Annotated in this window: 20 protein-coding genes; all 20 read right to left on the bottom strand. The window is 63.4% G+C overall.

The genetic code is table 11. The annotated features are described in order from the left end of the window. Nucleotides 1-67: 67 nt before the first annotated feature. Nucleotides 68-1,618 carry an amidophosphoribosyltransferase gene (purF, locus tag OKW28_RS09200; RefSeq protein ID WP_429444936.1) on the bottom strand — a complete coding sequence of 517 codons (1,551 nt, stop codon included), beginning with the start codon at nt 1,616-1,618 and terminating at the stop codon, nt 68-70. 89 nt (nt 1,619-1,707) lie between these two features. Then, nucleotides 1,708-2,259, bottom strand: coding sequence for a CvpA family protein (locus tag OKW28_RS09195; RefSeq protein ID WP_429444934.1), 552 nt, complete (start codon nt 2,257-2,259; stop codon nt 1,708-1,710). 7 nt (nt 2,260-2,266) lie between these two features. After that, entirely contained in the window at nt 2,267-3,229 is a 963-nt protein-coding gene (locus tag OKW28_RS09190; RefSeq protein ID WP_429444932.1) for an SPOR domain-containing protein, read from the bottom strand. 29 nt (nt 3,230-3,258) lie between these two features. Beyond that, complete coding sequence (gene folC / locus OKW28_RS09185) at nt 3,259-4,569, bottom strand: bifunctional tetrahydrofolate synthase/dihydrofolate synthase (RefSeq protein WP_429444930.1); 1,311 nt, start codon at nt 4,567-4,569, stop codon at nt 3,259-3,261. 345 nt (nt 4,570-4,914) lie between these two features. Continuing rightward, a complete protein-coding gene (gene accD, locus OKW28_RS09180; RefSeq protein ID WP_018424130.1) occupies nt 4,915-5,787 on the bottom strand; it encodes an acetyl-CoA carboxylase, carboxyltransferase subunit beta in 873 nt (290 codons plus the stop codon). Between the two features lie 79 nt (nt 5,788-5,866). Then, nucleotides 5,867-6,679, bottom strand: coding sequence for a tryptophan synthase subunit alpha (gene trpA / locus OKW28_RS09175; RefSeq protein ID WP_429444928.1), 813 nt, complete (start codon nt 6,677-6,679; stop codon nt 5,867-5,869). Between the two features lie 81 nt (nt 6,680-6,760). Next, a complete protein-coding gene (locus OKW28_RS09170; RefSeq protein WP_429444926.1) occupies nt 6,761-7,675 on the bottom strand; it encodes a DNA-methyltransferase in 915 nt (304 codons plus the stop codon). Between the two features lie 9 nt (nt 7,676-7,684). Next, a complete protein-coding gene (trpB, locus tag OKW28_RS09165; protein WP_429444924.1) occupies nt 7,685-8,878 on the bottom strand; it encodes a tryptophan synthase subunit beta in 1,194 nt (397 codons plus the stop codon). 60 nt (nt 8,879-8,938) lie between these two features. Next, nucleotides 8,939-9,649, bottom strand: coding sequence for a phosphoribosylanthranilate isomerase (locus OKW28_RS09160; RefSeq protein ID WP_429446904.1), 711 nt, complete (start codon nt 9,647-9,649; stop codon nt 8,939-8,941). Beyond that, the gene (truA, locus tag OKW28_RS09155; RefSeq protein WP_429444922.1) at nt 9,646-10,458 is read right to left on the bottom strand and encodes a tRNA pseudouridine(38-40) synthase TruA; all 813 of its coding nucleotides are present in this window, start codon (nt 10,456-10,458) and stop codon (nt 9,646-9,648) included. The genes OKW28_RS09160 and truA overlap by 4 nt, the downstream gene beginning before the upstream one ends. Continuing rightward, nucleotides 10,455-13,097, bottom strand: coding sequence for a FimV/HubP family polar landmark protein (locus OKW28_RS09150; RefSeq protein WP_429444920.1), 2,643 nt, complete (start codon nt 13,095-13,097; stop codon nt 10,455-10,457). Before OKW28_RS09150 ends, truA begins: the two co-directional genes overlap by 4 nt. A gap of 138 nt (nt 13,098-13,235) precedes the next feature. Continuing rightward, on the bottom strand, nt 13,236-14,357 hold the full coding sequence (gene asd, locus OKW28_RS09145; RefSeq protein ID WP_429444918.1) for an aspartate-semialdehyde dehydrogenase: 1,122 nt from the start codon (nt 14,355-14,357) through the stop codon (nt 13,236-13,238). A 360-nt stretch (nt 14,358-14,717) separates the two neighbouring features. Then, nucleotides 14,718-15,785: a 3-isopropylmalate dehydrogenase gene (leuB, locus tag OKW28_RS09140; protein ID WP_429444916.1), complete on the bottom strand. Its 1,068-nt coding sequence runs from the start codon at nt 15,783-15,785 to the stop codon at nt 14,718-14,720. A gap of 90 nt (nt 15,786-15,875) precedes the next feature. Beyond that, on the bottom strand, nt 15,876-16,529 hold the full coding sequence (gene leuD / locus OKW28_RS09135; RefSeq protein WP_018424120.1) for a 3-isopropylmalate dehydratase small subunit: 654 nt from the start codon (nt 16,527-16,529) through the stop codon (nt 15,876-15,878). 84 nt (nt 16,530-16,613) lie between these two features. Then, the gene (locus tag OKW28_RS09130) at nt 16,614-16,772 is read right to left on the bottom strand and encodes an entericidin A/B family lipoprotein (protein ID WP_018424119.1); all 159 of its coding nucleotides are present in this window, start codon (nt 16,770-16,772) and stop codon (nt 16,614-16,616) included. A gap of 5 nt (nt 16,773-16,777) precedes the next feature. Further along, nucleotides 16,778-18,187, bottom strand: a complete 1,410-nt coding sequence (gene leuC, locus OKW28_RS09125; RefSeq protein WP_429444914.1) for a 3-isopropylmalate dehydratase large subunit — start codon at nt 18,185-18,187, stop codon at nt 16,778-16,780. A 325-nt stretch (nt 18,188-18,512) separates the two neighbouring features. Continuing rightward, nucleotides 18,513-19,814: a citrate synthase gene (gene gltA, locus OKW28_RS09120; RefSeq protein ID WP_429444912.1), complete on the bottom strand. Its 1,302-nt coding sequence runs from the start codon at nt 19,812-19,814 to the stop codon at nt 18,513-18,515. 72 nt (nt 19,815-19,886) lie between these two features. Further along, on the bottom strand, nt 19,887-20,159 hold the full coding sequence (locus tag OKW28_RS09115; protein WP_018424116.1) for a succinate dehydrogenase assembly factor 2: 273 nt from the start codon (nt 20,157-20,159) through the stop codon (nt 19,887-19,889). Nucleotides 20,160-20,242: 83 nt separating this feature from the next. Beyond that, entirely contained in the window at nt 20,243-20,947 is a 705-nt protein-coding gene (locus tag OKW28_RS09110; protein ID WP_184004350.1) for a succinate dehydrogenase iron-sulfur subunit, read from the bottom strand. Nucleotides 20,948-20,973: 26 nt separating this feature from the next. After that, on the bottom strand, nt 20,974-22,749 hold the full coding sequence (sdhA, locus tag OKW28_RS09105; RefSeq protein ID WP_429444910.1) for a succinate dehydrogenase flavoprotein subunit: 1,776 nt from the start codon (nt 22,747-22,749) through the stop codon (nt 20,974-20,976).

Raw genomic sequence — 22,749 nt, 5'->3', positions numbered from 1 at the left:
GTCCGCAAGCTGAGATCAAATCGACGCAAGCCAACATGTTAATACGCTCGTGGCGCGGTGTGTACGCTCAACCCACCGACAGTTGCAGATGCAGCTGTGAACGCGCCGGGCCGCCACCGTCGATCGCTTCGCTCGCGGCATCGCGATCCGATTGCGACGACGGCGCGAGACGCGCGCTTTCGATGCGGTCGAGGTATTCGGTCGTGATGTCGCCGGTCACGTAGTTGCCGTCGAAGCACGAAGCCTCGAACTCCTTCAGCGCCGGATTGATATCGCGCACCGCCTGCTTCAGCGCATCGACGTCCTGATACACGAGGTGGTCCGCGCCGATCATGCGCGCAACTTCCTCGTCCGAGCGGCCGTGCGCGACCAGTTCGCCGCGCGTCGGCATATCGATGCCGTAGACGTTCGGGAATTTCACCGGCGGCGCCGCCGACGCGAAAATCACCTTGTTCGCGCCCGCATCGCGCGCCATCTGCACGATTTCGTGCGACGTCGTGCCGCGCACGATCGAGTCGTCGACGATCAGCACGTTCTTGCCCTTGAACTCGATGTTCATCGCGTTCAGCTTCTGGCGCACCGACTTCTTGCGCACCGCCTGCCCCGGCATGATGAAGGTACGGCCTACATAGCGGTTCTTGAAGAAGCCCTCGCGATACTCGACGCCGAGCTTTTTCGCGACCTGCATCGCGGCCGGGCGCGACGAATCGGGAATCGGCATCACCACGTCGATTGCGACGTCGGGCAGCTCGCGCCTGATCTTCTCGGCGAGGTAGTCGCCCATGCGCAGACGCACGTTATAGACCGGCACGCCGTCGAGCACCGAATCCGGACGCGCCAGATACACGAGTTCGAAGATGCAGGGATTCAGGCTCGTGGTCGTCGCGCATTGCTGCGAATGCAGTTGGCCTTCGGTGTCGATGAAAATCGCCTCACCCGGCTGCACGTCGCGCACGAATTCGAAACCGATGCCTTCGATCGCCACCGATTCCGACGCCAGCATCCACTCGACGCCCTCTGCCGTTTCGTGCTTGCCGAGGCACAGCGGACGGATACCGAACGGGTCGCGGAAACCGAGCAGGCCGTAGCCGGCGATCAGCGAAACGATCGCGTACGAGCCGCGCACCCGGCGATGCACGCCCGACACCGCCTTGAACAGCGCGGCCGGATCGAGCTGCAGACCCGAACTCGACAGTTGTAGTTCGTGCGCGAGTACGTTGAGCAGGACTTCGGTATCGGAATTGGTGTTCACGTGGCGGCGGTCGATGCGGAACATCTCATCTTTCAGCTGCTGCCAGTTGGTGAGGTTGCCGTTATGCGCGAGGATGATGCCGAACGGCGCGTTCACGTAGAACGGCTGCGCTTCTTCTTCGCTCGACGCCGAACCGGCGGTCGGGTAACGGACCTGGCCGATGCCCGTCGTGCCCGGCAGGCTGCGCATGTTGCGCGTGCGGAACACGTCGCGCACCATGCCATTGGCCTTGTGCATGTGGAAATTGCTGCCGTTCGTCGTCGCGATGCCGGCGGCGTCCTGACCGCGATGCTGCAGAAGCAGCAGGCTGTCATAGAGGAGCTGGTTGACCGGGGAATGGGAAACTACGCCTACGATGCCGCACATGGCATGTCCTTCAAAGGTACGAAATTCGTGATGGCGACCGGTGCCCGCGACCGCGCCCGCGCTTTCATGCGACGGCACGCGCTACGACGTCAAGGCAGCCGGTATGCGCCGGAGTCCTGTTGCGCATTGCTCGGGGCGCCCGAATCGTCCACATGGACGTAAGCGGCGAGCGCCTCGGGGAGCAGCGGTTTCATTGCGCGTACGCCCGCAACCGCATACGGACGAAACAGCGCGTTGCGCCAGAATTCCTCTTTGGGCAGTTCGGTCAAGCCTGCGAGGGCGACCAGAATCAGCACCAGAACGACCCCACGCACGAGGCCGAACATCAAACCGAGCGAGCGGTCCGCACCACCCAGTCCCGTGACCTGCACGAGGCGGCTGAGCAGCGCGCTCACCACGCTCGTGACCAGCACTACGCCGATCACCACGAGCGAAAAAGCCAGCAGCCACTGCGTCAACGCGCCGCCCGGCCAGGTAGACGGGATATACGGGACCACGTAGCCCACGAACTCGCAAGCGATGAAAAACGCCGCGACCCAGCCGATCAAACCAAACACTTCCGACAGCAAACCGCGCCAGGCGCCTCGCAGCGCCGACAAACCGATCACCGCCATTACAGCGTAGTCGAAGGCAGTGAACATCGCTCGCTTACTGTGCGCTGCCGCCGTTCGAGCCCGACACGAGGCCCGCCTCGCGGACCTTCGCGACAGCGGCGGTGGCCGCGGCGCGGTCGGCGAACGGGCCTGCACGCAGCAATGTCAGCGTCGAGCCGTCGGCTTGCTTCCTATGTTCCGTATATGTGGGCACGCCTGCCGCTTTCAACTTCGCGGCCCAATTGCGCGCGTTCGCTTCGTTCGAGAAGGCGCCGAGCTGCACCGCGAAACGGTTGCCCGGCGGCGAGGCCGGCGTGCCGGAGTTCGCGTCGGCGCTGACGGGGGCCGTGTTCGCTTCGTCGTCGGTCGACGCCGACGGTGCGGTGGCGGGTGCCTTCGTCTGTTTGGCGGGGGCAGCAGGCGCGCTGTTGGCTGCGAGCGATTGCGTTTGCGGCTTCGCAGCGGGCTTCGGCGTCGCGGCGGTAACAGCGCCAGTTGCGGCGGAGGGGGTCGCGCCTTGTTTCGCTGCGGTCGATTGCGTCGATTGCGTCGATTGGGTCGATTTGGCGGCGGAGGCCGAGGCTGCCGCCGTGGTCGCCGCGCTCGTTGCCGGCGCGAGGCCGGACGCAGCCACGCCCGTGTCGGCGGCCGGCGGATTGTCCGGCGCGACGCCGGCCTGCAAGTCTTCGTTGGCGGTGGATCTGGAGAGCTTCGGCGCGGGCCGGTTCGGAATGTCGATCGAGATGTCGTCGGTGACGGGCTTGGGGTGCGAGTCCAACACCATCGGCAGGACGATCACCGCCGCGACAACCAGTGCGATTGCGCCGACGAGCCGGCGGCGCGCGCGCTGCTTTTCCGGCAGCGTGGGGTCGAGCAGCATTGCATCTGCATCGACGGTGCGCTCGGTGCGGCGGGTGCGCCGCTCGACGCGTTCACCCCGGGTGGCCCGATTGGAACTGGTGTTTGCGCCGCGCCGGCTGGGCGCGTCGTCTTTCTTGCCGAACGAGAAAATTCCCATGAATCGCTTGGTTCGAGCCTGGTGCCCGCTCAGTGTTGCTGCGATTTCCGGTAGGCCATCACACCCGCTACCGTATAGAAACTGCCGAAAACGACAATTCTATCATTCTCTGACGCACGTTTTAGCGCGTCCTGGAAAGCCTGCGCCGGCGTCGCGTAACGCATGACGCTGCTGTCGGCGCCGTCTTCCACGCCCAGCTCGCGCAACACGGTTTCCAGCTCTTGCGCGGACGCGGCGCGCGGGGTCGGCAGATCGGTCACGCACCAGTGATCGATCTCGCCTTTCAGATGACTTAGCACGCCGGCGATGTCCTTGTCGCGCATCGCGCCGAACACCGCGTACGTGTACGGGAAAAAGCCCATGTTGCCGAGGTTTTGCCCGAGCACCGCGGCGGCATGCGGATTGTGGCCGACGTCGAGCACGATGGACGGCTTGCCCGGCAGCACCTGGAAACGACCCGGAAGATCCACATTGGCGATGCCGAGCCGGATGTCCTGCGCGGACACCGGCAGACGGTCGCGCAAAGCTTCGAGCCCGGCCAGCGCCGCCGACGTGTTGATCAGCTGATTCGCGCCGCGCAGCGATGGATACGCGAGCGCCGAGCGCCGCAGCGTCGGGCCGACATAGCTCCACTGCTGTCGCTCGCTGCCGGCCTGGCCTTCGTAACGGAAATCGCGGCCGAACAACCACAATTGCGCGTCGATCTTTTCCGCGTGATCGATCAACGATTGCGGCGGCACCGGGTCCGCGCAAATCGCGGGCTTGCCGGGACGGAAGATACCGGCTTTTTCGAACGCGATTTTTTCGCGCGTGTCGCCAAGATAGTCGGTGTGGTCAATATCGATGCTCGTGATGATCGCGCAGTCGGTGTCGAGGATATTGACCGCGTCGAGACGGCCACCGAGGCCAACTTCGAAAATCACCGCGTCGAGGCCGTGCGACGCGAACAGGCTCATGATCGCGAGCGTCGTGAATTCGAAGTAGGTCAGCGTGACCGGTTTGGCGAGGCTCTGGCGCGCGGCCTCGACGACTTCGAAGTGCGGCAGCAGATCTGCGTCGCTTGCCATTGCCCCGTTGATGCGCGCGCGCTCGTTGAACGACAGCAGATGCGGCGACGTGTGGCAGCCGACCGTATAGCCCGCGCGCAGCAGGATCGCTTCGAGAATCGCGCAGGTCGAGCCTTTGCCGTTCGTGCCGCCGACCGTGATGATCGGGCACGCAAACGATAGCTGCATCGCATCACGCACCTGGGAGATTCGGCCCAAACCCATGTCGATGCCGACCGGATGCGCGGATTCAAGGTGCGTGAGCCACGCGTCGAGAGTGGGGAATGTCGTCATCGGGTGAATCTTGAGTGAGTCGCGGTAGTTCGGTTCTGCAGTGCTGCAAAGGGTGCTGGTCAGGCGGTTGCGGTTGCGGTTGCGGTTGCGGTCGCGGGTCGAGGGTCGAGGGTCGCCAGTCATGGGCGTAGGTCGTTGCGCGGTTTATGCGCACAAACCCGCGCCTTGAGCCGCGCCAGCTTCGGCTTCGACCGCTGCCGCATCGCAGGCGACGGTAATTATCCTGGAAATGACAGCGCGCCGCTTGATTGCTCACGCGGCGCGCTATTTTTTGATTGCTTCTCTGGCTCCGCCGCGTCTTCGACAGCGCGGCGAAAGAGCGGCAAATGCAGTGCTGCCCGGCTTTTACGCGACCGCGTCCGCCGGCTGATGGCTCAACAGCGCCAGCAATTGCGCGATCTCTTCGCGCAGCTTGCGACGATCGACGATCATGTCGATCGCGCCCTTTTGCAGCAGAAACTCGGCGCGTTGGAAGCCTTCCGGCAGTTTCTCGCGCACGGTCTGTTCGATCACGCGCGGACCAGCAAAGCCGATCAGCGCCTTCGGTTCGGCGATCACGACGTCGCCGAGGAATGCGAAACTCGCGGACACGCCGCCCATCGTCGGGTCGGTCAGCACCGAGATGAATGGCAGCTTGGCTTCCGCCAGCTTCGTGAGCATAGCGGTGGTCTTTGCCATCTGCATCAACGACAGCAAGCTTTCCTGCATCCGCGCGCCGCCCGAAGCGGTGAAGCAGATGAACGGCACTTTCTGTTCGAGCGCGTTCTGCGCCCCGCGCGCGAAACGCTCGCCGACCACCGAACCCATCGAGCCGCCCATAAACGAGAACTCGAAGTTCGCCACGACGACCGGCAGCGTGTGAATCGCGCCGCCCATCACGACCATTGCGTCGGTCTCGTCGGTTTCGTCCATCGCCTCTTTAATGCGCTCAGGGTACTTGCGGCTATCTTTGAACTTCAGCGCGTCGACCGGAACGATTTCCTGGCCGATTTCGTAGCGGCCTTCCGGATCGAGCAGACCGTCGAGGCGCTCACGCGCGCCGATGCGCATGTGATGGTCGCACTTGGGGCAAACATGCAGATTGGCCTCGACGTCGTTGCGATATAGCACGGCTTCGCACGACGGGCACTTGATCCACAGGCCTTCCGGAATTCCCTTGCGGTTTTTCGGGTCGGTTTGTTTGATTTTCGGCGGCAGCAGCTTATCGAGCCAGCTCATAGGGAATCCTTCTGGGTCAGCAGTCGCGCGAACGGCGGGACGAGCCCGCCGCTCACGTTACCGCGACAAAAAATAACTGTTATCGGGCAGTCGCAACGCTATCGAGCGCCTCGCGCACCTCGGCAACGAAACGCGTGAGCGTCTCGGCAGCGGCGTCGGGCGCTGCCTGTTCGAGCAATTGAACGATACGGCTGCCGATCACGACGGCATCGGCCACCTCGCCCACCGCACGCGCCGTTTGCGCGTCGCGAATGCCGAAACCGACGCCCACCGGCAGGGGGACGCGCGACTTGATGGCCGGGATTTTACTCGCGATGCTGGAAACGTCCAGATTTGCGGCGCCGGTGACCCCTTTCAGCGACACATAGTAGACGTAGCCGCTGGCGATGCGGCCGACTTCGGCGATACGTTCGTCGGTTGAAGTCGGCGCGAGCAAAAAGATCGGATCGATCCCGGCAGATTGCATCTGTTCCGCGAAGTTTGCGCACTCTTCGGGCGGATAATCGACCACCAGCACGCCATCGACACCGGCTTCCTTCGCGGCTTTCGCGAAGGCCTCGGCGCCCATTCGCTCGATCGGATTCGCATAGCCCATCAGCACGACCGGGGTTTTGTTATCGGCTTCGCGGAAGCGTTTGACGTCGGCGAGCACATGGCGTAGCGACACGCCCTTCGCGAGCGCGCGTTCAGACGACCGCTGAATGACAGGACCGTCTGCCATTGGGTCGGAAAACGGCACGCCTAGTTCGATCACATCGGCGCCGCCGACGGCGAGGGCGTGCATGAACTCGACCGTGCGAGCCGGGTCCGGGTCGCCAGCGGTCATGAACGGGATCAAGCCTTTCTTACCTTGGGCGGACAGTGCGGCAAACGTGTTCTTGATACGGGACATGGAAGTACTCTCGGAATTAGGGCTATTGCGCGCCCATTGCCGCGCGCTTTTCGGCGAACTTAGCGGCGTATCTCACGCTTTTCACTGCACTTCGGTCGACGGCTGCACTTTTGGCCTGGCTCGGGTCCGACGGGGCGCAGCAGGCGTAGCGGCGGCGCTGACGCGCTCGCGCGCTATCGCACAATAGCTCTCGTTGATCTCATAGCCGACGAATTCGCGCTGATGACGGGCGCAAGCGACTGCGGTGGTGCCGCTGCCCATGAATGGGTCGAGCACGCGGCCGCCCTTCGGGCAGCTGGACAGTACCATCCGCTCGACGATTTCCAGAGGTTTCTGGGTTGGATGCGCAACGCGCTCGGCATGCTGCCGATGCAGACGCGATACCGACCAGACATCCTTCGGATTATAGCCAAGCTCCAACCACTTGCTTCCTTCGAACAACTTTCGCGAACGCGCCTTCTTCGTGACTGCATCGTACGGGATGCGGACGGGATCGAGATCGAAGAAGTAGTCCTTCGACACCGCGAAAAAACCGATGTTGTCGTGCACTGACGTGAAGCGGCGAGTGGTGCCGCCCATACTCGGCACGCGCCGGTCCCAGATGATTTCGTTGACCATCGTGAGTTTCGTCTTCAGGAAACTGAAGATTTCCGGCGCGTATTGCCAGGTGCAGAAAATATAGAGCGACCCTGTTGGCTTGAGCTTCGGTACAGCGAGCTCGAGCCAGCCGCGCGTCCAGACGAGAAATTCCTCGCCCGTGCGCATGTCCGAGTCGTTGCCATAGTCCTTCCCCAACCCATAAGGCGGATCACAGACGATCAGGTCGATCGACTCATCGGGAATGTTCGCTACATCGGTTAGAAAATCGCGGTTCAACAGCTGAACGCCGGCCGGCACCTGCGCCAGCAGCGGTGCGGATGCCGCGGCCGCCGGGACTTCGGCGGCCGGATTCGTGGATTCAATCGCCGGCTGCGGCTCGTCGAACTCGTCGCGCATCGTCGCGGCTCAGAACTGGATACCCGATCGCTCAGCGACCGTGTGCATGTCCTTGTCGCCGCGGCCCGACAGGTTGACCAGCAGAATCTTGTCTTTCGACAAGGTCGGCGCGAGTTTCGTAGCGTAAGCGAGGGCGTGGCTCGACTCCAGCGCCGGAATGATGCCCTCGATGCGGCAGCAATCGTGGAACGCCTTCAGGGCTTCTTCGTCGGTGATGCCTACGTATTGAGCGCGATTGCTCTCTTTTAGCCACGCGTGCTCGGGGCCGACGCCCGGGTAGTCGAGGCCTGCCGACACCGAATGCGTCTCAATGATCTGGCCGTCTTCGTCTTGCAGCAGATACGTGCGGTTACCGTGCAACACGCCGGGACTACCACCGATCAGCGATGCCGCGTGACGACCCGTTTCGATGCCGTCGCCGGCCGCTTCGACGCCGATCAACTGCACGGAACTATCGTCGATATATGGGTAAAAGATCCCCATCGCATTGGAACCGCCGCCAACACACGCGATGACGGCGTCCGGCTGACGGCCAGCGAGTTCTGGCATCTGCACGCGGCATTCGTCGCCGATCACACGCTGGAAGTCCCGCACCATCATCGGGTACGGATGCGGACCCGCAACCGTACCGATGATGTAGAACGTGTTTTCGACGTTGGTGACCCAGTCGCGCATCGCTTCGTTCAGCGCGTCCTTCAGCGTGCGCGACCCCGATTCGACCGGCACGACCGTCGCACCGAGCAGTTTCATGCGATAAACGTTCGCGGCCTGGCGGCGCACGTCCTCGGCGCCCATGTACACCACGCACTCCATACCGAAGCGCGCGCAGATTGTCGCCGTGGCCACGCCGTGCTGACCGGCGCCGGTTTCCGCGATCACGCGCGGCTTGCCCATGCGCTTGGCGAGCAGCGCCTGGCCGATCACGTTGTTGATCTTGTGCGCGCCGGTGTGATTCAGGTCTTCACGCTTCAGATAAACCTGCGCGCCGCCGAGCAATTCGCTCCAGCGCTGGGCGTGATAAATCGGGGACGGGCGACCCACGAAATACTTCAATTCGCGCTCGTACTCGGCGACGAACTCCGGGTCTTTCTGATATTTCTCGTACGCTTCACGCAACTCGTTGAGTGCGGAAAACAGCGTTTCGGCGACGAACACACCACCAAATTGGCCGAAGTGGCCTCTTTCGTCAGGCAAGTTGTACATGGTGATCACTCTTCTCAGGATGGCTCGCGGCTTTCATCGGAAAGCGCCCGCGAGCCTGAATCATTCAGCGTCCGCAGCGCGCACTGCGCGTACGAACGCCGCCATCCGGGCGTGATCCTTCACACCCCGGGCGCCCGCTACTTCGATGCCGCTCGAGACATCGACCGCGTACGGGCGCACGCGATGGATCGCATCACTGACGTTTTGCGCGTTCAACCCACCACTCAAAACGGCCCGATGCGCGAGCTCTGCTGGAATAAGTGACCAATCGAAAACCTTCCCACCGCCGCCGTAGCCTTCGACATGGGTGTCGAACAGAAGACCACTGGCTGCTGAATAGTTGAACGCCGATTCTACCAAATCGGCCGGCCGAGTATCCGCCGCAACACGCAATGCGCGCAACCAAGGCAAACCCGCAACGCCGGCGAGCACCTCGCACCGCTCAGGCGTCTCGTCGCCGTGGAACTGCAACAGCGTCAGGTTCACGTTGCTCGCGACTTCGTGAACCCATTCCGGCGTCGCGTTGACGAACAGACCGACGACCGACACGAACGGCGGCACCTCATGCACGAGTTCGACCGCTTGCGCGACGCTCACCGAGCGCGGGCTCGGCGGATAGAACACGAGGCCGATCGCGTCGGCGCCGAGGTCGATCGCATTTGCAATGTCGACGGGTTTCGATAGTCCGCACAGCTTGATGCGCGTGCGATGTGGCACGCCTTGCAAGGCGGTGGCGTCGGTCTGAATGGCGGGGTTCTCTGCTGCTTTCATGTTTCCGGTTGTTCGGTCCATACGCTGCTCCACGGCACGCTGCCCGTCGCCGGGTCGGGCACGCCGAATTGCTCAGGATAGCCCACTTGCGCGAGGTACAAGCCGTCGGGCATGAAGGTCGGCGCCGCGCAATCGCGGCTACGGCTCGCGAGCACGTCGGCCATCCACGCGACCGGGCGGCGGCCGCTGCCGATTTCGATCAGACAGCCCATCATGTTGCGCACCATGTGATGCAGGAACGCGTTCGCGCGGAAGCGGAAATGCACGAAGTTACCCTGTCGTTTGACGTCGATCTGGTACAGGTGCTTGAACGGCGTCTTCGACTGGCATTGCGACGAACGAAACGCCGAAAAGTCATGCTCGCCGATCAGGTGCTCGGCGGCCGAGCGCATCACGTCGACCTCGAGTGGCATGTGCACCCAGCCGGCGCGCGTCGTGAGCATCGGCGAGCGAACTGGACTTACGTACAGCACGTAGTAATAGGTCCGCTCGAATGCCGAAAACCGCGCGTGAAAATCGTCGGGCATCGGCTTGGCCCATTGCACGCCGATCGTCTTCGGCAGAAACGCGTTCGGGCCGCGCACCCAGGAGATGTCGAGGCGATCGAGGTCGGTGTCGAAATGCACGACCTGACCCAAGCCATGCACACCGCGGTCGGTGCGGCCGGCGACCACCGTCTGCACGGGCGTGCGCATGAATTTGCGCAGCGCCCGTTCGAGCTCGTCCTGTACCGTGTTGCCATGCGGCTGCGACTGCCATCCAGTGAACGCGGCGCCGTCGTATTGCACGCCTAATGCGATGCGCTTCACGACAGCGGTGCGAGAGTCGAAAGCAAAGCGCGGGCTTCGGTGCGCGTGGCTGGATCGTTTGCTTCAATCACTTCGTTGATGAGCGCGCGGGCGCCCGCCAGATCGCCGAGCTCGATGTACTCGGAGGCCAACTCGAGCTTGTTGCGCGCGATGCGGCCGAGATCGGCCGGTGTGAAGGCCGGCAATGGCTGAGCCGGGCTCGGCGGCAACTCGAGGTCGAAGTCGAGCTTCAGCGCGCCGAAGCCGGCCGCGCCGAGGCCCGCGACGGCGCCGTGGCCGGCTGTGCCGGCGGTGATCTGGTCGGCGATGTGCGGGGCGTCGTCGTCCGCTCCATGGACGCCGAAGGCCTGCTGCGCGGTCGTGTCGGGCGATGCGACCGGTTGCGTCGAAAGCGACGTGGAAGGCTCCGCTTCGCCGACGGTGGGCTCTTCGATGCGTGGCGGCAGCGGCATGTTGAGGCTGCCGAACGCGTCGACGGCGTCGCGCGGGAACTCGGTCGGTGCGGACGGCGCAGGTTCCGTCGGCACGGGGATGTCGCTGAACGGCTGACCGAACGACGTAGTGGCGCGCGGTTCGATCTGATGTTGCGTGAAATCGATCACCGGGGGTGGAACGTTCAAGGGGGACTGCGGTTCGGCCGTCGCGGTGTGCGACGCTGTCGAGGGCGGTTCCGCGGCGCTTGAGCTCGGGGTTGTCGTTGTGCCTGTCGTTTTCTCTGCGGTCGGACTTTCTGTGGGTTCCTCGTCCCATTGCAGGCGATGCGCGTTCTCGTCCTGCGTCGCGGCGCCAACCGGTTCGAGCGGTCCCAGCGGCAACGCGTCGGCGCCGAGTTCTGCCGCGGCGGCGAGATTGGCGGCCGTCGCGGCGGAGCGCAGCGTCTCGTCATGGGCAGGTGCGACAGCCGGTGGTTCGCTGGACAGTTCGCTTTGGCTGGGTAGCGGGATGCTGGCGAGTGGCGCCGTCGGTGCAGTAGGTTCGGGCGTGCCTGCTTGCTGTGCCGCCTGTTCTTCTGCGGCGCGCTCGGATGCGCTGCGTTCTGCTGCTATGCGTTCCGCTTCCGCATGTTCGGCGGCGACGCGTGCTGCTGCTTGTTCGGCTGCTGCTTGTTCCGCTGCTGCGCGTTCCGCCGCGGCGTGTTCTCCGGCCGCTGCTCGCTCCGCTGCCGTCTTTTCGGCTGCTGCACTTTCCGCTGCGGCTTGCTCGACTGCTGCACGTTCGGCTGCCGCGCTTTCTGCTGCGGCTTGCTCGGCTGCTGCACGTTCCGCAGCCGCGCGTTCCGCTGCTACCCGCTCCGCTGCCGCTGCCTGTTCGGCTGCCGCACGTTCCGCAACCGCATGCTCTGCTGCTGCGGCCTGCCGTGCAACCTCCTGATCTTGCGCGTCCGATCCTTCCGTGACCGCCGCCTGCCCCGCCGCCGCGCTGCCATTGCGCGAATCGGCCTCACGCGCGGATCTCGCCATTCCTGCATCAGTTGTCTGGGCAGCCCGTGCCGCAGCCTCTTTATCGCGCTTGCCGCGACCCATGCGCAGAGCAGCGAGCAGAACGATCAGTGCCGCGCCCACGGCCGCCGCGATGCTCAAATCGCGCTGAGAGATGCCGCCTTCATTCGACGGCGACGTCGTCACATTCGCGTGCTCCGGCGCCACGGCCACGTTCGCCGCGGAACCTGCCGGTGCCGGCTGCGCAGCGCTCGCCGGCGTTGGGCCTGAAGCGACGGGCGCCCCGCCGATACCGTGCTTCTGCAACTCCATCAGCACGCGGTTTTTCAGCGCCAGCAATTGCTGCAGACTCGACACCTGCGGATGCGGCTGCGAAGCCGCATCCGCGGCCGCGGCCGCCGGTGCAGTCGCGGTCGCTGCCGACGGCGCTTGTCCGGCGGGCGCGCTCGCCGCCGGTTGAATCGATCCGGCCCATTCCCGCGTGCCACTCGTCGCCACCGGCGCCGAACCGGCCACTGGCGCGGACGAAACCGCACCGCCCGCCGCCGCGCCGGTCGATACCGCCGCGCTGGCCGCGCCGGAAACCGTGGATGCGGCTGGCGTCGTCGCTTGAGCCGCCGCGCTGGCCGCACTCGCGGCGGCGGCGTTGACCTGCGCGACTGCACTCGCCGTGCTGGCGGCAGCCGCCGCCGCGGCCGGCGCGGCAGTCGGCGCGGAAGCGGGCGCAGCCGCCGTGGACTCCGACGCCCCTGCCGCGGCCCCAGTCGACGAAGCCGCCAAGGCCCCCGACGCATCGAGCGCCGGCACGATCAACACCGCTCCTACACGCATCCGGCTCGGATCGTGATTCATGAACGCGGCCGGATTCGTGTCGAACAATGCGTGCGTAGCGCGCGCGAGTACCGCCCGGTCATGCGACTGCGTAATAGCGATCGCGACATCGTTCAGCGACTGCCCTGCGTGTACGGTGTACTGAGAGCCCGCAGCGACAGCAACGACAGCGGTAGTGGAACTGACAGCGGAAGCGGCATCCGGCGCGCTCGCGGCGCTAGCCGACGCGGCAAACGCATTGCCCGCGCCACCGCCGAGCAGCGCAAGGGCGAAAGCGGCACAAGCGGCCATCGCCGCCGGACGGCTGCTGAATCGAACCTTCTCGTGACGAATGGACATAGCCCGAAGAGCGGAGCGTCGAAAGTTCATCGGGACTCCTGGCGCGTCAGCGCGCAGCCTTTTTTGCGAGTGGAAAGAGACAAGATGATCGGAGCACACAATGAAAAAAGCGCCGCGCAAGCGCGACGCTTCTTGAGTTGTCTACGCGTCGTGAGCGCGTAGTTTACTTTACTTGTCGAGCACAATGCGAAGCATACGACGCAGCGGTTCAGCCGCGCCCCACAGCAGCTGATCGCCGACCGTGAAGGCCGACAGATACTCGCCGCCCATCGCGAGCTTGCGCACGCGGCCGACCGGCACCGTCAGCGTACCGGTGACAACCGCCGGGGACAGATCGCGCATCGACGCTTCGCGTTCGTTCGGCACAACCTTGACCCAGTCGTTGCCCGACGCGAGGATGCTGTTCACTTCGTCGAGCGGCACGTCCTTGTTCAGCTTGATCGTGAGCGCTTGCGAATGGCAGCGCATTGCGCCGATCCGCACGCACAGACCATCGACGGGAATCGAACCCGGCGTGCCCATGGCCGGCTTGCCGAGGATCTTGTTGGTTTCCGCGCCGCCCTTCCACTCTTCCTTCGACATGCCGTTGCCGAGATCCTTGTCGATCCACGGAATCAGCGAGCCCGCGAGCGGTACGCCGAAGTGGTCGGTCGGCATGCTGTCACTGTTCATCGCTTCGAGCACGCGGCGGTCGATGTCGAGAATCGCCGAAGCCGGGTCCGCCAGTTCGTTCTTCACCGCGCCGTGCAGCGTGCACATTTGCGACAACAATTCGCGCATGTTCTGCGCGCCCGCGCCGGATGCGGCCTGATAAGTCATGGCCGTCATCCAGTCGACGAGGTTTTCGCGGAACAGGCCGCCCAATGCCATCAGCATCAGGCTGACCGTGCAGTTACCGCCGATGAAATTCTTCTGGCCTTTGACGAGCGCGTTCTTAATCACGTCGAGGTTGACCGGATCGAGAATGATGACCGCGTCGTCCTTCATGCGCAGCGACGATGCCGCGTCGATCCAGTAGCCGTTCCAGCCCGCCGCGCGCAGCTTCGGGAACACTTCGTTCGTGTAGTCACCGCCCTGGCAGGAAATGATCGCGTCGCACTTCTTCAGGTCGTCGATGCTTGTCGCATCTTTGAGCCTGGTCTCGTTTTTGGCGAACGAAGGCGCGTTGCCGCCCGCGTTGCTGGTGCTGAAAAACACCGGTTCGATCAAGTCGAAATCGCCTTCCTGCTGCATACGTTGCATCAGGACGCTGCCGACCATGCCGCGCCAACCTACGAGACCTACGTTCATGACTTCATACCCTTCGAATGGAAACTTCCCCGCGTCTTTGCCCGCAGTGACCGCGCGGGGAAGATGGGCGGGCACGACGGACGATCAGCGCTTCGTGATCGTTTTCGGGGTAATGGTTTTGATGGTAATGGCGAGCTCGATCGCACGGGCCGTTGTGCCGTGCAATTTGGAAATCGAGGAGATTTGGGAGATCTGAGCCATCACAAGAATATACACGAAAACGGAAAACTGGCGGCGTTCTTCGCCGTATGACGCGCAAATCGGCCTGTTTCAAGGCCCGATTCGCGTTTTTAAAAGGCCAGTATCGTTGACCTGACTACCGCATGCCCTCGCTCTGCGAGCGCATGCGGTGCACGCGTTTTACAGCGCGGCCACGACGGCATCGCCCATCGCGACGGTGCCGACCTGCTTGCAACCCGGCGTGAGAATGTCGCCGGTGCGATATCCCTGTTCGAGCACCTTCTTCACCGCGGTTTCGATGCGATCGGCCTGCTCCGCCTTGTTCAGCGAATAGCGCAGCATCATCGCGGCCGACAGGATCGTGGCGAGCGGATTGGCAACGCCCTTGCCGGCGATATCCGGCGCGGAGCCGTGCGACGGCTCGTACAAGCCCTTGCTGTTCTTGTCGAGCGATGCCGACGGCAGCATGCCGATCGAGCCGGTCAGCATGGCTGCCTCGTCGGACAGGATGTCGCCGAACATGTTGCCGGTCACGATCACGTCGAACGACTTCGGCGCCTTCACGAGCTGCATCGCGGCGTTGTCGACGTACATGTGCGACAGTTCGACGTCCGCGTATTCCTTCGACACGTCGATCATCACGTCCTTCCAGAACTGCGACGTTTCGAGCACGTTGGCTTTATCGACCGAGGTGAGCTTCTTGCCGCGCTTTTGCGCCGCCTGGAACGCGACGTGCGCGATGCGGCGCACTTCGGGTTCCGAATAGCGCATCGTGTCGAAGCCTTCCTGCGCGCCGGCGAACAGGCCGTCCGGCGACGTACGCACGCCGCGCGGCGCGCCGAAGTAGATGTCGCCGTTCAGTTCGCGCACGATCAGGATGTCGAGACCCGAAACGATCTCTTCCTTCAGCGACGATGCGCCCGTCAGTTGCGGGTAGCAGATCGCCGGACGAAAGTTCGCGAAAAGTTCCAGGTGCTTGCGCAGACCGAGAATCGCCTGCTCAGGGCGCAGCGCGCGTTCGAGCTTGTCGTACTTCCAGTCGCCGACCGCGCCGAACAGGATCGCGTCGGCTTCCTTCGCGAGCGCGAGCGTCGGGTCCGGCAGCGGGTGGCCCTTCGCTTCGTAGCCTGCGCCGCCGACCGGCGCTTCTTCGAGTTCGAACTTCTCGCCGAGCACGTTCAGGACCTTGACGGCCTCCTTGACGATTTCGGGACCGATGCCGTCGCCCGGCAACACTGCGATCTTCATGCGAATTCCTTGATGATTTTTTCGGATCTTTCTGGCGCAAACCGACATTGGCGCGCGGACTTCACGCCCCTAACGCCCTCACGGTTTCGCTTAACGGACGAGGCGATTGTTCAGCCACGGTTGCTTCGCGAGACGCTCCGCTTCGAATTGGCGGATCTTGTCCGCGTGACGCAGCGTGAGGCCGATGTCGTCGAAACCGTTCAGCAGACAATACTTGCGGAACGCTGCGACTTCGAACGGATATTCGGTGCCGCCGTCGGCCGTGCGCACGACTTGCGCTTCGAGGTCGATCGTCAGCTCGAAGCCGTTGAACGCATACGTCTCGTTGAACAGATGATCGACCTGCTGTTCGGTCAGCACGATCGGCAGCACGCCGTTCTTGAAGCAGTTGTTGTAGAAGATGTCCGCGAAGCTCGGCGCGATCAGCGCGCGAAAGCCGTATTGCTGCAACGCCCAGGGCGCGTGTTCGCGCGAGCTGCCGCAGCCAAAATTCTTGCGCGCGAGCAGCACCGAGGCGCCCTGGTAGCGCGGCTGGTTCAGCACGAAATCCGGGTTCAGCGGACGCTTCGAGTTGTCTTGACCCGGTTCGCCGTGGTCGAGGTAGCGCCATTCGTCGAACGCATTCGGACCGAAACCCGTGCGCTTGATCGACTTCAGGAACTGCTTCGGAATGATCGCGTCCGTGTCGACGTTCTCGCGATCGAGCGGCGCCACGACGCCGGTGTGTACGATGAATTTATCCATGACGCTTGTGCCTGTTCAGGACCGGGCGATGCGACTGGCGGCTGGAACCCCCGCGCCGTATCGCCGGCAAAAATCAAAAACCGCTTATTTCTCAGCGTGATTGCTGATCGAATTGCCGAGGTGCGACATGTCCTGGCCGAATCCGTGCACCGTGTTGCAGCCGGCAAGACCGAGCAGGAGCCCGGCGAACGTGCCGAGTGCGAAGCGGCGCAATAGAGTGATGCGATTCATGTTCTTCATCATGCGATTTATCCGAGCTTGCGAATGTCGACGAAATGCCCTTCGATGGCCGCAGCCGCGGCCATTGCGGGGCTCACCAGGTGCGTGCGGCCACCAGCGCCCTGACGACCTTCGAAATTGCGGTTCGACGTGGAGGCGCAACGCTCGCCCGGCTCGAGCCGGTCGGCGTTCATTGCCAGACACATCGAGCAGCCCGGCTCGCGCCATTCGAAACCGGCCTCGGTAAAGACCTTGTCGAGGCCTTCACGCTCCGCCTGCGCCTTCACGAGACCCGAACCCGGCACGACCATCGCCAGACGGATGTTCGGCGCGACGCGACGGCCGAGCTTCTTCACGACGTAAGCCGCGGCGCGAATGTCTTCGATGCGCGCGTTGGTGCACGACCCGATGAAGATTTTATCCGGCTTGATCGACTCGATCGGCGCGTTCGGCTCGAGCGCCATGTACTTGAGCGCGCGCTCCATCGCGTTGCGCTTGACCGGGTCCTTTTCGCGCTCCGGATCCGGCACGCGGCCGTCGATCGGCGTGACCATTTCCGGCGACGTGCCCCAGGTCACCTGCGGCACGATTTCGGCGGCGTTCAACTCGACCACGCGATCGAAATGCGCTCCGTCGTCCGAATTGAACTGCTTCCAGTACTCGACCGCGTGATCCCACTCGACGCCCTGCGGCGAGAACGGACGGCCTTTCAGATATTCGACCGTGGTGTCGTCGACGGCGACCATGCCGGCGCGCGCGCCCGCTTCGATCGCCATGTTGCAGACCGTCATGCGGCCTTCCATTGTCAGCGAACGGATCGTCGAGCCGCCGAATTCGATCGCGTAGCCGGTGCCGCCCGCGGTGCCGATCTTGCCGATGATCGCGAGCACGATGTCCTTCGCGGTACAGCCGCGCGGCAATTGGCCCTCGACCTTCACGAGCATGTTCTTGCTCTTCTTCTGCAGCAGCGTTTGCGTGGCCAGCACGTGCTCGACTTCCGACGTGCCGATGCCGTGCGCGAGCGCGCCGAACGCGCCGTGCGTGGACGTGTGCGAGTCGCCGCAGACGATCGTCATACCCGGCAGCGTGGCGCCCTGTTCCGGCCCGATGATGTGAACGATGCCCTGACGCAGGTCGTTCATCTTGAACTGTGTGATGCCGAAGGCGTCGCAGTTGGCGTCGAGCGTGTCGACCTGCAGCTTCGACACCGGATCGGCGATGCCGTGGCTGCGGTCCGTGGTCGGCACGTTGTGGTCGGACACGGCCAGGTTCGCGCTGATGCGCCACACCGGACGCTGGGCGATTTTCAGGCCTTCGAACGCCTGCGGGCTGGTCACTTCATGCAGCAGGTGACGGTCGATGTAGAGAATCGCGGTGCCGTCGTCTTCCGTGTGGACCACGTGCGTGTTCCACAATTTGTCGTAGAGAGTCTGTGCCATGGTATGCGGGGTAGTAATGACTGCGGGCTGACTGTGTCGATCGATTATGCCACGCTGCGCACCGCGATGGGCTGCATAGACGGCGAAAAAACCGATAAAAAACATGGGGTTGGCTGGTAGTGTCGATACCTGTATCGGTGTTACCCGGCAAGCATCGGCGACCGGCGACGCCAATGCGCCGCATGCCCCGACCCGCGGCGGCCGCAGAAACAGAAACGCCCCAACGGTCAACCCGTTGAGGCGTTTCATTCACTCCAATTTCGCGCTTGTGCGCGGCACGAATGCCGCGACGAAGCAAGTATCGGGGTCGATCAGCGATCAGCGATCAGCGCTGTGCGATCGGCTTCGCTTCACGCAGCGTCTCGCCGATGAACAGCTGACGCGGACGGCCAATCTTCTGCTCGGGATCGGCGATCATTTCGTTCCACTGCGCAATCCAGCCGACCGTGCGTGCCATCGCGAAGATACAGGTGAACATCGACGTCGGAATGCCCAGCGCGCGCTGCACGATGCCCGAGTAGAAGTCGACGTTCGGGTACAGCTTGCGCGACACGAAGTACTCGTCTTCGAGCGCGATCTTTTCCAGCGCCATCGCGAGCTTGAACAGCGGGTCGTCGTGCAGGCCCAGCTCTTCGAGCACTTCGTGGCAGGTTTCGCGCATCAGCTTCGCGCGCGGATCGTAGTTCTTGTACACGCGGTGGCCGAAGCCCATCAGCTTCACGCCCGAGTTCTTGTCCTTCACCTGCTTGATGAACTCAGGAATGTTGTCGACCGAGCCGATTTCTTCCAGCATGTTCAGCGCGGCTTCGTTCGCGCCGCCGTGCGCCGGGCCCCACAGACACGCGATACCGGCCGCGATACACGCGAACGGATTCGCGCCCGACGAACCGGCGAGCCGCACGGTCGACGTCGACGCATTCTGCTCGTGGTCCGCGTGCAGGATCAGAATGCGGTCGAGCGCGCGCACCAGCACGTCGTTGACCACGTACTCTTCGCACGGGTTCGAGAACATCATGCGCATGAAGTTCGCGCTGTACGACAGGTCGTTCTTCGGATACACGAACGGCTGGCCGATGCTGTACTTGTACGCCATCGCGACCAGCGTGGGCAGCTTCGCGATCATACGGATCGCCGACACTTCGCGGTGACGCGGGTTATTGATGTCGAGCGAGTCGTGATAGAACGCCGACAGCGCGCCGACCGCGGCGACCAGAATTGCCATCGGGTGCGCGTCGCGACGGAAGCCGCGGAAGAAGAACTGCATCTGCTCGTGCACCATCGTGTGCTTCGTGACGGTGCCGACGAATTCGACCTTCTGCTTCTCGTTCGGCAGCTCGCCGTTCAGCAGCAGGTAGCAGGTTTCGAGGAAGTCGGCGTTTTGCGCGAGGTTGTCGATCGGGTAGCCGCGGTAGAGCAGTTCGCCCTTGTCGCCGTCGATGTAGGTAATCGCCGAATTGCACGCCGCCGTTGACATGAAGCCCGGGTCGTACGTGAATTTGCCGGTCTGGCCGTACAGTTTGCGAATGTCGATCACATCCGGGCCGATCGTGCCCTTGTAAATCGGCATTTCGACGCTCGGCGAATTGTCGCTGAACGATAGCGTGGCTTTAACATCTGACGGGGTCATAGCACATCCTCAATCGAAGTATGGATACAGGGTTTCGATAATTGCACGCCTGGAACAACGGACTGGCGGCGCTCAAGCGTTGCGCAGCAACTCCAGAACCCGGACCACGTCCGGGTCGGCTAGATCGCCTTCTGGTTCCTTGCGCGCGAGCAGCAAGTCCATCAGGTCGTTATCGCTCAGCTCGAGCAGGCGCGTGAGTGCGCCCACGTCGGCATCGCTGAGGTCATGCTCATATCGGCTGAAAAAACGCTCGAAAATCAGGTCGTTTTCCAGCAGGCCCCGCCGTGCGCGCCAGCGAAGACGCGCGCGGCGGAGAGGGTCGGACTGATGCGATGTTTCGGTCATGTCGGTACACCCCGCGCCGCGCCCGGGCGCACTGACCGCCTCTCGGGGGCAGCGCGCGCCAGGGAGCGTGGAGCTCATTGATACTAGACAGCGCGGCGAACCATCAATTCCTTGATCTTGCCGATTGCCTTGGTCGGGTTAAGGCCCTTCGGGCAAACGTCGACACAGTTCATGATCGTGTGGCAACGGAACAGACGGTACGGATCTTCCAGGTTGTCGAGGCGCTCGCCGGTTGCCTGGTCGCGGCTATCCGCGATGAAGCGGTAGGCTTGCAGCAGACCAGCCGGGCCGACGAACTTGTCCGGGTTCCACCAGAAGCTCGGGCACGACGTCGAGCAGCTCGCGCACAGGATACATTCGTACAGGCCGTCGAGCTCGTCGCGTTCTTCCGGCGACTGCAGACGTTCCTTCTCCGGCGGCGGCGTATCGTTGATCAGGTACGGCTTGATCGAGTGATACTGGTTGAAGAACTGCGTGAAGTCGCAGATCAGGTCACGCACGACGGGCAGGCCCGGCAGCGGACGCAGCACGATCTTCTGCGGCAGGTCGTTCAGGTTCGTCAGGCACGCGAGGCCGTTCTTGCCGTTGATGTTCATTGCGTCCGAACCGCACACGCCTTCGCGGCACGAGCGACGGAACGATAACGTTTCGTCGAGCGCCTTCAGCTTGATCAGCGCGTCGAGCAGCATGCGTTCGTGCGAGTCGATTTCGATCTCGTACGTTTGCATGCGCGGTGCGGCGTCCTTGTCCGGATCGTAGCGGTAAATTTCAAATGTACGCTTGGCCATTTCTCTGAATTCCTTTGACTTGTGCCTTAGAAGGTACGCGCTTTCGGCGGAACCGATTCGACGGTCAGCGGCTTCATGTGAACCGGCTTGTAGTCGAGGCGATCGCCTTCGCTGAACCACAACGTATGGCGCAGCCAGTTTTCGTCGTCGCGATGTTCGAAGTCGTCTTGCGCGTGCGCGCCACGGCTTTCCTTGCGCGCTTCGGCCGAGACCATCGTGGCGCGCGCCACTTCGATCAGGTTCGCCACTTCAAGCGCTTCGATACGGGCCGTGTTGAAGACCTTCGACTTGTCCTTCAGATGGATGTTGTCGACGCGTGCAGCCACTTCGCGGATGGCTTCGACGCCTTCGGCCAGCAGAGCCGACGTACGGAACACGCCAGCGTGCTTCTGCATCGTGCCGCGGATGTCGTTGGCGACCGACTGCGCGTACTCGCCCGACGACGAGTTATCGAGCTTCGCCAGACGCGACAGCGCGAAGTCGGCTGCATCGGCCGGTAGCGGCTTGTGTTCCTTCAGTTCCTTCACGTGCTTGACGATGTGGTTGCCGGCAGCCCGGCCGAACACCACGAGGTCGAGCAGCGAGTTCGTGCCGAGACGGTTCGCGCCGTGCACCGACACGCACGAGCATTCGCCCACTGCGTAGAAACCGTTGACGACTTCTTCGTGGCCGCGCGGCGTACCGACCACCTGACCGTTGATGTTCGTCGGGATACCGCCCATCTGGTAGTGGATGGTCGGCACGACCGGGATCGGCTCCTTGATGCAGTCGACGTTCGCGAACTTCAGCGCGATTTCGCGGATCGACGGCAGACGCTTCATGATCGTCTCGGCGCCGATGTGCGACAGGTCGAGCAGCACGTGGTCCTTGTTCGGACCGACGCCGCGACCTTCCTTGATTTCCTGGTCCATCGAACGCGAGACGAAGTCGCGCGGCGCCAGGTCCTTCAGCGTCGGCGCGTAGCGTTCCATGAAACGCTCGCCGTTCGAGTTACGCAGAATACCGCCTTCGCCGCGCACGCCTTCGGTGATCAGCACGCCCGCGCCGGCCACGCCGGTCGGGTGGAATTGCCAGAATTCCATGTCCTGCAGCGCGATGCCCGAACGGGCCGCCATGCCGAGGCCGTCACCGGTGTTGATGAACGCGTTGGTCGATGCCGCGAAGATCCGGCCCGCGCCGCCCGTGGCGAACAGCGTGGTCTTGCCTTCGAGGATGTAGACGTCGCCGGTTTCCATTTCCAGCGCGGTCACGCCGAGCACGTCGCCGTCGGCGTCGCGGATCAGATCGAGCGCCATCCATTCGACGAAGAATTGCGTCTTGGCAGCAACGTTCTGCTGGTACAGCGTGTGCAGCAGCGCGTGACCGGTACGGTCAGCCGCCGCGCAGGCGCGTTGCACCGGCTTTTCGCCGTAGTTCGCGGTGTGGCCGCCGAACGGGCGCTGATAGATCGTGCCGTCCGCGTTACGGTCGAACGGCATGCCGAAGTGTTCGAGTTCGTAGACGGCGTTCGGTGCTTCACGGCACATGAACTCGATCGCGTCCTGGTCGCCGAGCCAGTCGGAGCCCTTGATCGTGTCGTAGAAGTGGTAGTGCCAGTTGTCTTCGCTCATGTTGCCGAGCGAAGCGCCGATGCCGCCCTGGGCCGCGACCGTGTGCGAACGCGTCGGAAACACTTTGGACAGCACGCAGACCGACAGACCGGCGCGCGCCAGTTGCAGCGACGCGCGCATCCCCGAGCCGCCCGCGCCGACGATGACCACGTCAAACTTGCGACGCGGCAGAGAATTCTTGATTGCAACCAT

It is taken from the genome of Paraburkholderia sp. 40, assembly GCF_050434105.1.
In the GTDB taxonomy this organism is placed as follows: domain Bacteria; phylum Pseudomonadota; class Gammaproteobacteria; order Burkholderiales; family Burkholderiaceae; genus Paraburkholderia; species Paraburkholderia tuberum.
The sequence above is the reverse complement of the archived record's forward strand: the minus strand, read 5'-3'. Positions and strand labels throughout refer to the sequence as shown.